General features: G+C 51.7%; 12 protein-coding genes. 4 read left to right on the plus strand and 8 right to left on the minus strand.

Annotated features, from left to right (window positions below; all coding sequences use genetic code 11):
* Positions 1-28 precede the first annotated feature (28 nt).
* Together AC2T6E_RS01070 and AC2T6E_RS01075 are read right to left on the minus strand one after the other, a co-directional pair.
* Entirely contained in the window at positions 29-1,261 is a 1,233-nt protein-coding gene (locus AC2T6E_RS01070) for a diguanylate cyclase domain-containing protein (protein ID WP_486690247.1), read from the minus strand.
* A gap of 92 nt (positions 1,262-1,353) precedes the next feature.
* Positions 1,354-3,483 carry a putative bifunctional diguanylate cyclase/phosphodiesterase gene (locus AC2T6E_RS01075; RefSeq protein ID WP_486690249.1) on the minus strand — a complete coding sequence of 710 codons (2,130 nt, stop codon included), beginning with the start codon at positions 3,481-3,483 and terminating at the stop codon, positions 1,354-1,356.
* A 361-nt stretch (positions 3,484-3,844) separates the two neighbouring features.
* On the opposite strand from AC2T6E_RS01075, the gene AC2T6E_RS01080 reads away from it, so the two are divergent.
* From AC2T6E_RS01080 to dbpA, 4 genes are all read left to right on the plus strand, one after another.
* Positions 3,845-4,981 (plus strand): methyl-accepting chemotaxis protein, encoded by a 1,137-nt coding sequence (locus tag AC2T6E_RS01080; protein WP_348552756.1) that lies wholly within the window; start codon positions 3,845-3,847, stop codon positions 4,979-4,981.
* A 143-nt stretch (positions 4,982-5,124) separates the two neighbouring features.
* Positions 5,125-6,108 (plus strand): zinc transporter ZntB, encoded by a 984-nt coding sequence (gene zntB / locus AC2T6E_RS01085; protein ID WP_108417755.1) that lies wholly within the window; start codon positions 5,125-5,127, stop codon positions 6,106-6,108.
* 279 nt (positions 6,109-6,387) lie between these two features.
* Complete coding sequence (ynaL, locus tag AC2T6E_RS01090) at positions 6,388-6,564, plus strand: proline-rich small protein YnaL (RefSeq protein WP_010431564.1); 177 nt, start codon at positions 6,388-6,390, stop codon at positions 6,562-6,564.
* A 27-nt stretch (positions 6,565-6,591) separates the two neighbouring features.
* Entirely contained in the window at positions 6,592-7,965 is a 1,374-nt protein-coding gene (gene dbpA / locus AC2T6E_RS01095) for an ATP-dependent RNA helicase DbpA (RefSeq protein WP_320744066.1), read from the plus strand.
* 41 nt (positions 7,966-8,006) lie between these two features.
* Here the strand turns inward: dbpA and ttcA are convergent, their stop codons facing one another.
* From ttcA to AC2T6E_RS01125, 6 genes are all read right to left on the minus strand, one after another.
* The gene (ttcA, locus tag AC2T6E_RS01100) at positions 8,007-8,942 is read right to left on the minus strand and encodes a tRNA 2-thiocytidine(32) synthetase TtcA (RefSeq protein ID WP_214598523.1); all 936 of its coding nucleotides are present in this window, start codon (positions 8,940-8,942) and stop codon (positions 8,007-8,009) included.
* A gap of 49 nt (positions 8,943-8,991) precedes the next feature.
* Positions 8,992-10,230 carry an Arm DNA-binding domain-containing protein gene (locus AC2T6E_RS01105; RefSeq protein ID WP_429165741.1) on the minus strand — a complete coding sequence of 413 codons (1,239 nt, stop codon included), beginning with the start codon at positions 10,228-10,230 and terminating at the stop codon, positions 8,992-8,994.
* A gap of 1 nt (position 10,231) precedes the next feature.
* On the minus strand, positions 10,232-10,444 hold the full coding sequence (xisR, locus tag AC2T6E_RS01110) for an excisionase family protein (protein WP_014884030.1): 213 nt from the start codon (positions 10,442-10,444) through the stop codon (positions 10,232-10,234).
* A gap of 64 nt (positions 10,445-10,508) precedes the next feature.
* Complete coding sequence (locus AC2T6E_RS01115; protein ID WP_020882485.1) at positions 10,509-10,751, minus strand: DUF4060 family protein; 243 nt, start codon at positions 10,749-10,751, stop codon at positions 10,509-10,511.
* A 38-nt stretch (positions 10,752-10,789) separates the two neighbouring features.
* A complete protein-coding gene (locus tag AC2T6E_RS01120) occupies positions 10,790-11,875 on the minus strand; it encodes a RecT family recombinase (RefSeq protein WP_429165743.1) in 1,086 nt (361 codons plus the stop codon).
* A gap of 9 nt (positions 11,876-11,884) precedes the next feature.
* Positions 11,885-14,575, minus strand: coding sequence for a RecE family exodeoxyribonuclease (locus AC2T6E_RS01125; RefSeq protein ID WP_429165744.1), 2,691 nt, complete (start codon positions 14,573-14,575; stop codon positions 11,885-11,887).
* Between the last annotated feature and the right edge of the window lie 75 nt (positions 14,576-14,650).

A 14,650-nucleotide genomic window follows, 5' to 3' on the forward strand; every position in this document is an offset into this window, starting at 1 on the left:
TAACGGGGCTTTCTTCACAACTCCAGCTTCATGCGGCCAGCACTTTGTTGCGACCGTCATTCTTGGCGCGGTAGAGCGCATCATCGACACGTTTGAAGAGGTCATCAATGCTTTCGCCCTGGTTGTGTCGTGCAACGCCGATGCTGACGGTGAAGCGGGGCAATCCAGGGATCGTAATATGCGCTACCGCGGCGCGAATGGTTTCCGCTATCTGCATCGCGGTTTCAAGCGTGGTTCGCGGCAGCAGGAGCACGAACTCTTCGCCACCCCAGCGGAAAACGTAGTCATCGGGACGGCTGCAGGCTTCCAGCGTGCGCGAAAGCGAAATGAGTACCTCGTCACCCTTAAGATGTCCGAAGAGGTCATTGATGTTTTTGAAATGGTCAGTATCTACCAGCATCAGGCTAAACTGCTGCTGTGCCGGGAGGTGAGAAAGCGTGGTTTGCTCTGTGATGTTGTAAAACTGTCGGCGATTAAGCAGGCCGGTCATTGAATCTCGCAGGGCTGCATGTTCCAGCTCCTGCTCGAGCCGCTTTTGTTCAGTGATATCGTGAATAATGCACAACATCAGCTTATCGCCGTAGATCTCAATGGGTCCGGCGTAGGTCTGTACGTGTCGGGTCGAACCATCCGCCAGTCGGTGGACAAAATTTAGCGGTTTATGTCCTCCGGGCAGGCTGGCGATCTCCGTCATAATAGGCAAGATGTCGCGCCCAAGCGTGTTGATTTCCCAGGTATGTTTACGGCACATTTCCTCATGGGTGTAGCCATAAAAATTAAGCGCAGCCAGGTTGGCGTCAACAATGTGGCCATCACGTGCCGTATCGATTAACAACATTGGTGCGCTGTTAGTAAGAAAAAAGCGCGCGTAGAATCCCTGTTTTTTTCGCTGATAGGTTGCTGAACGGCTGGCTTTAAGCCCGGAAGGCGCCTGCTGCGAAAGCCCCTCAAACACAATCACATCACCATAAGGTGCCAGATGCGTAAGCGTCAGACGACAGCTCAGCGTACTCTCTTGATTGTCTCGCCAGACGGTGAGTATTTCGACGATATCCAGTTCGCTTTTAAGTTCGGGAACATACATTGAGAGAGCGGTTTGCGCATTAGCGGAATAGATCCCAGTGCGCATCTCGGTCAGCGTTTTATCACCCATAAGTTTAGTCGCCGCAGTATTGGCAAATAGAATATTTTCCGCGACGGGTGAAATCAGCCACACCGGGTTTTTAATAACATTCAGCGCATCGAAGCAATATTGCGACATAGGGAATTCCTGTACATCGGCACGGTATACCTGACGATCACGCCGGAATTGACTCGCGTGGGCTCCTTTGAAACATACCTTACTTCATCACATCAGGCGTGGTTTTTTTGTGAAATAAAAGGGGATTCCGCCTGAATTTTACCGATTGGTATAATCTGTCTTTCAGACGTTTTTTGCAGCAGCAGCCACGGAACCTGTTCTGCAGGTAAAGGGCGGGAGTACAGGAACCCCTGGAGATAATCACAACCCAGACTCACCAGCATTGCCCGCTGCGCTTCGGTTTCAATTCCTTCTGCAACGACATTCATCTCCAGAGTCCGGGCGATGGTAATTATCGTTTCCACAAGCTTTCTGCTTTTCTCATTTTCAAACATTGAACTGACAAAACTTTTGTCGATTTTTAGCTCTTTCGCCGGTAAGACGCTGAGCATGAGAAGATTCGAATAACCCGTACCAAAATCATCTATCGAAACGGTAATCCCTGCCTGGTTGAACGCGGTGAGCAATTCAATGCTGCGATCGAGGTTTTTTAGCGCCGTGCTTTCCGTCACTTCAAGGATCAACCGGGAGGGGGCCAGGTTATATTTTTGCAGCATGGACGAGATAACCTGAAAGATATCCTGCTGCTCAAATTGCATCGGCGACAGGTTGAATGACAATGTCCATTGGCTGAACCCTTGTTCAGTCCAGAAACTCAGCTGTTTACAGGCCGCTTCAATCGCCCAGTTACCAACGGGAATAATCAACCCGGTTTGTTCCAGCGACGGTAAAAAGAGAGTGGGCAGTAAAACACCTTGTTCCGGGTGACGCCAGCGTAGCAGTGCCTCAAACCCGTGAATGGTGTTCTCTTCTGCCAGCCAGGTTGGCTGATACCACATTTCAAACTGATCGCGTTCCAGCGCCAGGGATAACTCCTGCAAAAAGGCAGGTTCAGCCGGAACCGTCGTCGACATCTCTGCGCGATAAATGGCCCAGCCGTTACGACCTTGCTTTTTCACGTTATGCATCGCCGCATCGGCCTTAAGCTTTAGCTCATGCAGGGTTTCACCGTGTTGAGGATAGAGGCTTACTCCTGCGCTGAGCGTGATGGTTAACGTATGCCCGCAAAGGGAAAGTGGACGGCGGATATCGTCCAGCAGGGGTGAAAGCAGCGCGTTCAGCTTGTCGTCATCGCATTCTGGGACCAGCAAAATGAAAGCATCACCACCCAGGCGTGCCAGCGTCATTTCGCGTGTTAACCGTGCAGTCACGCGATGAGCCACGTTTATCAGCAGTTCATCGCCAATGTGATGACCCCAGATATCATTAATCCGTTTGAAATGGTCAATATCGAAAAATATCACCGCAAACGGCTTTTTGCTCAGCAGTGCGCTGTGCAGGCAGTCCTGCATCCGCACGTCCATCTGGTGACGATTGGCAAGTCCGGTAAGCACATCAAAACGTGCCTGCAACTCCAGCTGTCGGTTGAGCTGGCGCAAATTATCCGTCAGCCGGTTAGTCCGCCAGTGTGAATCCATCAGCGAGATAATCAACATCACACCGAGTAAACATAATGTGGTGACGGATACCCAAATTGATAATCCCAGTTCACTGATACCGCCTGGTAATGTGTTTTCCATTTCGTGGAAATGCGCGGCGTTCATTCCGGTGTAATGCATGGCGCAAATGGCTGCAGCCATCACTAGCGCAGCCGCAAGGCGGTTGATGTACGCGCCTTTACGCTTTTCTCGTAAATGGAAGGCTAGCCACAGTGCCGCGCCGGACGCGATGACGGCAATCAGCACCGATAAGAGGACAATGCGTCGATCCCAGATAATGCTGCCCTTCAGCATTAATGCGGCCATGCCGACATAGTGCATGGAAACGACACCCGCGCTGAGGATCAGCGTAGCGAGGATCAGTCGAAAAGGGGAAAGCGATTTCTCGGGAACGGCGATGTTAATGGCAAGCGTAGAAGCAACGACGGCAATACCCAGCGAGCCGACGGTGAGCCAGAGGTGGTAGCTCATGATCATCGGCATTTTCATCGACAGCATGCCGATGAAATGCATAGACCAGATCCCGATACCTAAGGTCACGCCACCGGCCATACGCCAGAACAGTGCTGCCTTACGGGGGGCAAGGGGGATTTTACCCGCGCTGTCTAAAGCCACAAATGAGGCGATAAACGCCACCAAATAAGAAATGGCTATTAAAACAGGGTCCCACGATACGTTGAGCATTATGTCATCCCACGCCAAAAGTTACGGAGTTATCAATTAATAAAGAATATAAAATATATTAAACAAATTACTCTTTTAAGTGCGACTAAACAGTATCCCGTTTTTAATGCAATGCCTCTTAAATACGTATGAATATCTATCGCGTGGTGTAAGAACAGAGTATCGCGTCCGGGTGGCATAAACCAGAGCGGCAGCATGTCGAGCATTGCATTTCCTCTAAAACCCGCTTTTGTTCTCTCTTAAGTGAAATTGCGATAATCAAACTGCGAAACAACAAACTCGAGCAGAACGTGAGGACAAAGCTATCGTGCAATGCTATAAATTTTAATGCCGATAAAAATATAAAGTCGTAGGAAAATGTATGCTAAGAAATATTAGTGTTAGAACTTTTATTGTCTATTTCCTTTTATGCCTCTTTTTGGTTAATAACGGAGTGATTGCATTGTTTGCTAATGGCGTGTCACTTTTTATTGCCGTGAATACTGCACAACTCATTGCTCTGATTTTACTTTGGGCGTACATGACAAAATATCTTGTGACGCCGATCAATACTGTGAAAAAAAGTATTGAAGAAGTGACGTCGGGCAATCTTGGCGTCTCTATCCCTGAATTTGGCAATAACTGTGCCGGGCGTTTGATTCCAGGGATTAATAGCTTGTCCAGTAACATCGCAACGCTGGTCAGCGAGATCAGATCCTCTTCACAAACGGCCATGACGCTTGCGGAGCAACTCTCGTCCCGCAGTGCAGAGCTGTCGGTAAAGACCGAACAGCAGTCAGCGTCATTGATCCAGACGGCGGCCAGCATGGAACAAATGGCTGCGAGTACCCGAAACAATGCAGACAATACCCGTTTAGCCAGTGAGCAAGCGAATGCCGCGACGTTACAGGCACAAAAAGGCGGACAATTAATGGGGCAGGTTGCTAACAACATGCAGTCTATAACCGAATGTGCCCTGCAAATGACGGAAATTATTTCCCTTATCGATGGTATCGCTTTCCAGACCAATATTCTGGCGCTTAACGCGGCGGTAGAGGCTGCGCGCGCGGGCGATCATGGCAAAGGATTTTCCGTGGTGGCGGGTGAAGTTCGTAATCTCGCACACCGAAGCGCCGAAGCGGCGAAAAACATCAAGTCGCTGATTGATGTGACCAGCAATAACGTGACGCAGGGCGTTAACGTTGTCTCGCAAGCGGAGAGAAATATGCAGGATATCGTGGCGGGGTCGAACAACGTCAGCCGGTTAATGGACGATATTTCTGCCTCTACGTCAGAACAGGAAAAGGGGATTTCGCAGATAACGCAGGCGCTGTCTGAACTGGAACGCGTGACGCAGAGCAATGTCGCCATGGTGGAGGAACTCAACGGATCCTCCGATGTGCTGCGTAACCAGGTGATTGAACTGCAAACCCGCACGCGTAATTTCCGGCTTGACCAGCGACATCTCGCGGATGAGCCCTCACCGCGACGTCAACGTTCCCCGATCCCCTCCCTCTGATAAAAAGCCTGGCTTGCCAGGCTTTTTCTTTGATGCGAAAAGTACAATTCCTGAGCGCATTCAGCGCGATGCTGAACATATCTATTGCTTAAGCCTGGACGAAAGCTAGACTGACACCGTGAAGATGAAAAGCGGGAGGCGCTGTGGAGAGCATTAAAGGGTCCGAAATTAACGTGCCTGACGCAGTTTTTGCGTGGGTGTTCGATGGCCGTGGTGGCGCGAGGCCGCTGGAAGACAGTGATGATATTGATAGTGAACATCCCTGCTGGCTGCATTTGAACTACACCCATCCAGACAGTGCCCAGTGGCTGGCATCGACGCCGCTCTTACCCAATAACGTGCGTGATGCGCTCGCAGGAGAGAGCCTCAGGCCACGCGTCAGCAGAATGGGCGAGGGGACATTAATTACGCTGCGCTGCATTAATGGCAGCACGGATGAACGTCCCGACCAACTGGTTGCCATGCGCCTCTATATGGATGAGCGGATGATTGTCTCCACCCGGCAGCGTAAGGTGCTGGCGCTGGATGACGTGGTTAACGATCTGAAAGAGGGCACGGGCCCGACGGATTGTGGCAGCTGGCTGGTGGACGTCTGCGATGCCCTGACCGATCATGCCAGCGAGTTTATCGAAGAGCTGCACGATAAGATTATCGATCTGGAGGACAATCTGCTCGATCAGCAGATCCCCCCACGCGGTTTTCTGGCGCTTTTGCGCAAACAGCTGATCGTCATGCGTCGCTACATGACGCCACAGCGCGATGTGTACGCGCGACTGGCCAGCGAGCGGCTGAGCTGGATGAACGATGACCAGCGTAGACGAATGCAGGACATTGCTGACAGGCTCGGACGAGGGCTGGACGAGATCGACTCCTGTATTGCCCGAACGGCGGTAATGGCGGACGAAATAGCCCAGGTGATGCAGGAGTCACTCTCGAGACGAACTTATACGATGTCGCTCATGGCGATGGTCTTTTTGCCCAGCACTTTTCTGACGGGGCTGTTTGGCGTCAATCTCGGCGGAATACCCGGCGGAGAATACCACTATGGTTTTACGACCTTTTGCGTCATGTTAGTGGTTTTGATTGGTGGTGTTGCATGGTGGTTGCATCGCAGTAAATGGTTGTAAATTTACACTTTTTGGGTCAGTAGATTGCTTCAAAACGACATTTTAATTGAGCGAAGTCAATAAACATCGACCCCGCAAGGTGCAATATTACTCCCGCAGGTGAATGCAACGTCAAGCGATGGGCGTTGCGCTCCATATTGTCTTACTTCCTTTTTTTGAATTACTGCATAGCACAATTGATTCGTACGACGCCGACTTAATAGTCGGCTTTTTTTTTGCCTGCCGTTCCCCAGCGACTACCCTAAAAGGGTCAACAAAAAACTGGAGGAAGAGATGAGCATGCTACTCGCGCTGCAATTCATGAATACACGCCAGTCCGATCCGGTACCTACCGACCCAACGCCGATGCCCGATCCCATCCCGCGTCCTCAGCCTATGCCGGACCCGCCGCCTGATGAAGAACCGATTAAAATGTCGCATCCAACCCTGATATCTGCGAGGATACGCGCCATCTGACTGCGAAGATGACCACGAGAGAATACTGTGACCGCTTTTTCTACCCTGAACGTTCTGCCTGCTGCCCAACTTGATAACCTTAACGAGTTGGGATACCTCACTATGACCCCTGTACAGGCGGCTGCGCTGCCGGCCATCCTGGAAGGCCGTGACGTACGCGTGCAGGCAAAAACCGGCAGTGGGAAAACGGCTGCATTTGGTCTCGGGCTGCTGCAGCATATTGATGCGGCGTTATTCCAGACGCAGTCGCTGATTCTGTGTCCGACCCGCGAACTGGCGGACCAGGTCGCCGGAGAGTTGCGCCGTCTGGCACGTTTTCTGCCGAACACCAAAATTCTAACCCTCTGTGGCGGGCAGCCTTTTGGCGCACAGCGTGATTCTCTGCAGCATGCGCCGCACATTATTGTTGCCACGCCGGGACGCCTGCTCGATCACCTGCAAAAAGGGACGGTTTCGCTTGATGCCCTGCAGACGCTGGTGATGGATGAAGCCGATCGTATGCTCGACATGGGCTTTAGCGATGCCATTGATGAGGTGATCCGCTTTGCGCCGCAGGATCGTCAGACGCTGTTGTTCTCCGCGACCTGGCCTGAAGCCATCGCGGCAATCAGTGGTCGTGTGCAGAAGAATCCGTTGACCATTGAAATTGATAGCGTTGACGCTCTGCCCGCCATCGAACAGCAGTTCTTTGAAACGTCGCAGCATGGCAAAATCTCGCTGCTGCAAAAGCTGCTGAGCCAGCATCAGCCTGCTTCCTGCGTGGTGTTTTGCAACACTAAAAAGGATTGTCAGTCGGTCTGCGATGCCCTGAATGCCGCTGGTCAAAGCGCACTGTCATTGCATGGGGATTTGGAGCAGCGCGACCGCGATCAGACGCTGGTGCGTTTTGCTAACGGCAGTGCGCGCGTTTTGGTCGCGACTGACGTTGCCGCCCGCGGTCTGGACATTAAATCGCTCGAGCTGGTAGTTAACTTTGAACTGGCCTGGGATCCCGAGGTACACGTCCATCGTATTGGTCGTACAGCGCGTGCGGGTAACAGCGGTCTCGCCATCAGTTTCTGCGCGCCGGAAGAGGCGCAGCGCGCCAATATCCTTTCTGAAATGCTGCAGATTAAACTGAACTGGATGAATGCCCCCGGCAATATCAGCATTGTCCCGCTGGAGGCTGAAATGGCGACGCTGTGTATCGACGGCGGCAAAAAAGCCAAGATGCGTCCGGGTGATGTGTTAGGGGCGCTGACCGGAGATATCGGTCTGGACGGGGCGGATATCGGAAAGATTGCGGTTCATCCGGCGCACGTTTACGTGGCAGTTCGCCAGTCGGTGGCGCATAAAGCCTGGAAGCAGCTGCAAAACGGTAAAATTAAAGGCAAAGCCTGCCGCGTTCGTCTGCTGAAGTAACGGAAAAAAGCGTCTCAGATATCTCTCTGAGACGCTTCGTTTTATTTCACTTCCAGCACATTCAAACGCAGTTCTTCTAACTGACTGTCATCTTCTTCCGGCTGCCAGCCCGCAGGCTGCATTGGGATCTCTTCCCGGTCAAACGCCAGATCGCCACCGTTAACCACTTCTGATTCGTGGTTTATGCCTTTGAAGTCGAATAACTCTACATCCGCGAGATGGGAAGGGACGACGTTCTGCATCGCGCTGAACATGGTTTCGATCCGACCCGGATAACGTTTGTCCCAGTCGCGCAGCATGTCACCAATCACCTGACGCTGCAGGTTCGGCTGCGAGCCGCAGAGATTACATGGAATGATCGGAAAACCTTTAGCCTGAGAAAAACGCTCAATGTCTTTTTCACGGCAGTAGGCGAGGGGGCGGATGACAATGTGTTTGCCGTCATCGCTCATTAGCTTAGGTGGCATGCCTTTCATCTTGCCGCCGTAGAACATGTTCAGGAACAGCGTTTGCAGGATATCGTCGCGGTGATGTCCGAGCGCAATTTTGGTCGCGCCCAACTCCGTCGCGGTACGGTAGAGGATCCCGCGGCGTAAGCGAGAGCACAGCGAGCAGGTTGTTTTCCCTTCCGGGATCTTCTCTTTAACAATGCCGTAGGTGTTTTCTTCGACGATTTTGTACTCAACACCCAGATTTTCAAGATACTCTGGCAGAATGTGCTCAGGGAAGCCTGGCTGTTTCTGGTCGAGATTCACCGCCACCAGGGAAAAATTCACCGGTGCGCTTTGCTGAAGATTACGCAAGATCTCCAGCATGGTGTAGCTGTCTTTACCCCCTGACAGACAAACCATGATGCGGTCGCCTTCTTCAATCATGTTGAAGTCCGCAATGGCTTCGCCCACGTTACGGCGCAAACGCTTTTGCAGCTTGTTCAGGTTGTATTGCTCTTTCTTTGTATTTGATTGATTTTCTTGCATTTATTACTACCTTCGGAGCCAATAGGGGCATAATAGGGGCAAAAATTTTTCAGCGTGCCAGCTTATCGTTAAGCATCAGCACCTGTTCGCCATTCATTTCTTCAATCCACGCACCGTAGACTTCATAAACCATTTGCGCGTTTTCATGCCCCATCTGGCTGGCTATGAAAGACGGGTTAGCGCCGGCAGATAAAAGCCAGCAGGCAAAAGTATGCCGCGTATGGTACGGATTCCGGCGGCGAATACCAGCACGTTTTACAGCTGCGTTGAATCTCGCACCGATACTCGATAAAGAGTAGTAGGCTTTCTGTTCTCCTTTGCGCATCCGGGGTATGAAAACGAAACGCAGGCTTTGATGTTCCACTGCGCCATACTCGCGATGATTAAAGACAATTTCGGTTTTAGGCTGCAGCGCTGTTAGCTTGCGCTGTGCTTTCAAGGCTTCAAGTGCCGGCTCTAAAAGGGTTATAACCCGGTTACCTGCTTCGGTTTTTGGTGGGCCGAACATGCCCAAGGCATTAAGATTGCGCTGTATATGAGCCGTGCCTTTTTCCCAATCGATATCTTCCCAGGCAAGAGCTGCGAGCTCTCCGTGACGCACACCAGTATAAACAGCGAACGTCCACATATTGAGGCTTTGGCCACGCTCGGATTTCGAGAGAAAACTAAACTCCTGCTTCGTTAAAGGATCCGGTTTTACTTTCCCTTTGTGTAGTTTCTTGATCCCTTCAAAGGGTTTGCTACTGATAAAGCCAGATTTGTGTGCAAACCGAAGCAGGGAGCATAGAAGCGATATATAGTTGTTCACGGTACGCACAGTGCGTCCCTGTTTGTTGCTTCTGGGATTTGCCAGGTAAAGTGTCTCACCGTTCAACAGCTCCTTTCTGTATTTCAGAATGTCGCTGTGGCGTATAGTTGAAACAGGCGTATCTCCGTTGATGATATGCATTAACGTACCGAGTTGTGAGCGCGTCTTACGCATGGTATTCGCGCTAATTTCGGTTTCTTTAATGCTCGTCCACAGTTCACACAGCTCTGAAAAGGTTTGAACTGAAACAGTGGTTACGGTTTTTTTTGCTCTGGATGATGAAGGAAAGCGCTGGTTGTAATCAAACTCTCCAAGGTTGATTTCGCTAACAATCACAGCCCGAAGGTTCCCGGCTTTTTTGATGTTCGCCGGGGTGTTAATCCAACCTTTGAGAATTTCGCGGCAACGCTTTCCCCGGTACATAAACCAGATACAAATCTTATTGTTTCTGATTTCGACACCTGTAGGCAAAGCTGCCATCTTACGCATCCCTTATTAACTGATTAATTCTCGGATAGTTGTACCAGGTTGTGCCACGCAAGGTTTTTTCTCCGGAAGGAGAAACCCGTTTAAAATGGACACCTTCCACCCAACAGCCCTGGCGATACTTCTCAATCTGTCGTTCGGTCAGGCCTGTTTTTTCTGTGAGTCTTGCGCCAACAACCCATTCTTCGTTAAAAATCACCTGCGACATGGTTCACCTCAGGTAACCGGCATGAGTATAGATATGCCGGTCTGTAGTCGTTGATATTTCAGTTTCAGTTTGCCTGGCCGGGCAGGGAACGCAGTCGGCGCATGCCGGTCATTGCTGTGGCCACGTAGCTTGCCTTGCAGTTGACCACTTCAACCCAGACCTTCACGCCTTCCACTCTCACCGTATAGGTCTCTTTCATCTTGCTGCGCCCATAGTCGCCGTATCTTTGCTGGTGGGCTGCGAGTGCGATTTCACATGCCTGGCGAGCCAAAGGGGATTGCTTACTGCCTCGATTAATCAGTCGCATTTCTTCTCCTTGAGGGAGGGTTTCCCCTCCCGATCTCGTTAGTCCACGTATTCCGGTTTCATATCCGCCAAGGTGATGCTGAACTGACCATGCAGTTCGTCGCCCAGATGGCGTTTCGACGATGCAAGAACGCGCTCTACCTCTGCGAACCGCGCAGCTGCATCGGGTTCATCTGAAGATGGCAAGGAATTGATGGCTGCTTCGACTTTGTTCCGTGCATCAACAAGGTAATAACGCTTCACGGCCTTGTTTTTCAGCTCAGTGAACAGGGCAGAACCCAGCGTTGCTTTCACGGTTTCAATATCTGCGCGCAGAGCTTTAGCGCTATCCACATCCTGAGCCGCCTCGATGCGGTCACGAAAATCATCAGCAAGTGCATCGACGTTTTGAGCTGATTCCTGAGCCGTTTGAGTGGTAGTGACGTTGTCACCTGAAATGTCTGCAAGGCTAACGTGCTGCGCCGGTGCCGGGTTTACCTCTCGTTCTTCTCGTCGATCATCCAGCTCATCAGGGGTGTAAACGCCCAGAATCACATCCGGGCAGAACAGTCTCGCCCAGCGTTTGACGGCCAGGTACGCCAGTTGCTGGCGAGGATCGTCTGCCCAAAGGGTAGAATTTCGGGTACGGGCCTGAGCCAGCAGCAAATCGAGTTCTCTCGGCTGATCCTCACCTTTAAGCGTTGCGCGGATGATGATGCCGATTCCGGCTTCGTCAGCCAGGGTCCAGCCAGGGACCCGGTACTCGCCTTTGTCGCCTTTACGGATATGGAATTTCCCAACAACCTTTTCCCATGGCCCGTACCATTCATATTCAAAGCGGCTGGCCAGCACGCCGCTTCGTGAAATGACGGCATTAACCAGCTGCGCTTCATACCCGAGCACACCGTTAATCAGGTGCGTCTTCTGCGCCACGGCAAAGGGATTCATCTGCCACTGTGCCGCTTGCATCGCTACAGCCATGCAGTCAGCCTGATTGCCCTGCAGATGCTTAGGAACTGTAGCGGTGCCCTGCGCCATGATCTGCGCAAACGTGCTGATGGCATTCAGATACTGGGAATCAAACAGAGCCACATTAGAGTTAATAACGGTGTTCTGGTCAGCAACGGTAACGTTTGTGTTATGCATAAATCCCCCTTAAGCCTGAGCGCGCAGCGCTTCGAGGCGGCGCAGGTCGAAGTCGTTCAGTTCATCGGTGTAATCGGTAGTGATCGGCGCTGGCCATTCGCCCGTGTCGAATCCGATTGCGATGGCGCGCATCGTTTTGCGGTACTCGAGCATGCCCAGTTCCAGCAGTTCGGTGGACGCCTCAATGATGGCGATCCAGTGGTAGTTCTCGTCTTTGTTGACGAAAATCCAGAAGAACTGGTCCAGCGCAGCGGTCTCGCAATACATTGCCGCGCTAAGGTGGTAGTCACGGTCTATGATTTCCCGGTGTAGCCTGGCGCGAAGGCTTTCTTGCTTCACATTCCACATGCTGATGGTTTTCAGGTCCGCACCGATGCGCACGCCGTCCAGTTCAATTTCAAGGTCCGGACGTACACGTACTTCTAAACCTGTTTCGTCGTCAAAACCGAAGTAGCTCACTTCAACGGCGCGGCTTGGATGTGTCAGCAGCATGCCGGCGGTCGGGTGCGCCAGGAGTGCAGACTGAATTGCTCGCGCTGTGGCCAACTGCTGGCGGGTAACCAAAATCTTTTCGCCAGGGTTGTCGCGCCAGGCATCCAGCAATTCGTCGGCGAACATGGCATCGGGCTTAACTGATTTAACTGCCTGGATCATGTCTGCTTTAGTACCAGACACTTTCAGCGGTGTAGGTTTCTGCGCTTCTTGTGCCACCAAATCAGGATTGATGATCGCTAATTGTTCGAGCAGCGCGTCGCGGCTACCGTTTGTTTTCACCTGCGGCGGCAGGGTAGCGTTGTACTCTTTGATGCATGCCTTCATTGCCGTTGCTGTCTGCTTCTGGCCTTCTTCAATACGCTGGAACTCAGCAGGGAGAACCATATAGCTTTGAGCCGTTTCTTCCAGGCTGCCGCCAAGCGGCACTTGAGCGGGAAGGGATGCGTTATGTTCTTCAAGCAACGCTTTAATCTCGTCGGCGCTCAGCAGCGCCGGCAGGCTGGCGTTGTACGCGTCAATGAACTCGCGCAGGGTTGCGGTGGTGGTGAAAGCACCCTCCGGGATCTCAGGTTCTACGCTAAACTCTGCTTCGATGTTTTCCGGTTGCAGTGCAAGAGCGTGCACCAGATTTCCCATATCCAGCACTTTGGATGCTGTTCGCGGGATGGTTTTAGCCACATGGCGCGCGTTGAAGTACATCAGGCTAACGCGGGCATCTTTTACCTGGGTTGAGCTAATACCGTTTGCTGCGTGATAAACATGATTCGGCAGACCTTCGTAGCGGCCAGGCTCGAAGTAAGCCGGGTATTCGATTACGGGCTCTGACTGCTGATCTTCCGGCGCTAAGGAATCTGTCTGCGTATTAGCTGCATCAGTGCTTTCGCTTGGTGGTACCGAACCAACATCTTCGTCTTTCTCTGGCTTAGCCGTTTCCATCTGCACATCGCTGGTGGTCTCCGCTGCGTTTTTCGTTTTTTCGACTTCATTTGAGGAGGTATTGACGACCGGTTCGGTATTTCCACCCATCAGGCCATCGATGGAGAACACGCCGCTGCCGAGATTTTCAACCTGCGGTTGTTCACCTGGGGCTTCAGTCTCAACTGCAGGGGTAGGCAACGGCAGTAGCTCCACTGCAGAGTTAAACTCAGCAGTCATGGTTTTATTCACAAACTCAAGATGAGCCGCTGGCGTGTGGTAGATGTTTTCCGGCGCTATGCGGATCAGATTGAAGATTGCCGCACGGTTCACCTCCAGTACGCCGGGCTGATTACGCAGGATGGCGCTCCATGACTTCCATGGCTCTTCTTTCTTCCCCACGATTTCTTTGGCGCGACGTAAAACGCTTGATGGGATTTCAAAGTGATGGAAATCCATAGGCAGCAGGGCGCATGCGATCTCAAGATCGAGAGTGTCCAGAGTGTGGTGCGCGCCTTCGCCGCGATCCGTTACATGGCCGCCGTCTGCATTGGTACCAGAATCAGTGCGCTGAACATTACTGATGCGATTACCGTTAGCCCATTCGCGCACGAGAATGCCGCGATCGATATGCTCAATGTTGAACCAGGTCTTAAAGAAATGAATTACCAGCGATAACTCTGTCCGTTTCCCGTCTAATGGGAAGACAGTCTTCAGAGCCTCAACAACCCGGGCAATTTCGAATTCAGTCGCTTTTTTGAACGCATCGACATTCTCTGCAGCGAGCAGCATGTTTTGAACGTAGCTGTTATCTACATCCATCTCGAGTTGCTGAATTTCTCTCTTCTGCTCAGTGTCGATGTGATAGGCGTACTCGTCAGAAATGAACTGAGCCAGAATGCGCTGACGCAGTGGGAGCGTAGCAACGGTGAGCAGCTCAGGCATCTTTGTGTCGGTAACAGTAATACTGCAAGTCGACTGCTCAGAAGAGTTCTGGTAAGAATCTTCATGCTGTAACTTCACTTTCCACGTACGCTGGTCTTCGTCCAGTTCGTAGCGTTTGCACCAGGTGTAATCCACGGTACTTTCTTCCGGGAGGTCGTTATACACCGGGAAATCGGTGCGAACAGGTTTGGTGTAATCCTTACCGCGGCCGGTTTCAATACCGGCATCTTCCAGCTCAACATCGAGCTGCAGGTTGGCACGGGCTTCTGATTTAGCAGTGAACCAAATCACTGCGTCTTCTTTGCCAGATTTCTGCGTAGCCTTAACTACATAGAAAAATTCCATGTGAGATCCTCTTTTTTGGATGTAAGATCCCCGGGCCAGAGATAGCGCCCATTGGGTGAACTTTGGTTTTTTAAG

The sequence above is a fragment of the Enterobacter sp. B79-1 genome, assembly GCF_057444735.1.

Coding starts and splice junctions, on each gene's coding strand:
- AC2T6E_RS01075 (WP_486690249.1), bottom strand. CDS start 3,483: ATGCTCAACGTATCGTGGGACCCTGTTTTAATAGCCATTTCTTATTTG.
- AC2T6E_RS01125 (WP_429165744.1), bottom strand. CDS start 14,575: ATGGAATTTTTCTATGTAGTTAAGGCTACGCAGAAATCTGGCAAAGAA.
- AC2T6E_RS01105 (WP_429165741.1), bottom strand. CDS start 10,230: ATGGCAGCTTTGCCTACAGGTGTCGAAATCAGAAACAATAAGATTTGT.
- xisR (WP_014884030.1), bottom strand. CDS start 10,444: ATGTCGCAGGTGATTTTTAACGAAGAATGGGTTGTTGGCGCAAGACTC.
- AC2T6E_RS01120 (WP_429165743.1), bottom strand. CDS start 11,875: ATGCATAACACAAACGTTACCGTTGCTGACCAGAACACCGTTATTAAC.
- AC2T6E_RS01080 (WP_348552756.1), top strand. CDS start 3,845: ATGCTAAGAAATATTAGTGTTAGAACTTTTATTGTCTATTTCCTTTTA.
- ttcA (WP_214598523.1), bottom strand. CDS start 8,942: ATGCAAGAAAATCAATCAAATACAAAGAAAGAGCAATACAACCTGAAC.
- AC2T6E_RS01115 (WP_020882485.1), bottom strand. CDS start 10,751: ATGCGACTGATTAATCGAGGCAGTAAGCAATCCCCTTTGGCTCGCCAG.
- AC2T6E_RS01070 (WP_486690247.1), bottom strand. CDS start 1,261: ATGTCGCAATATTGCTTCGATGCGCTGAATGTTATTAAAAACCCGGTG.
- ynaL (WP_010431564.1), top strand. CDS start 6,388: ATGCTACTCGCGCTGCAATTCATGAATACACGCCAGTCCGATCCGGTA.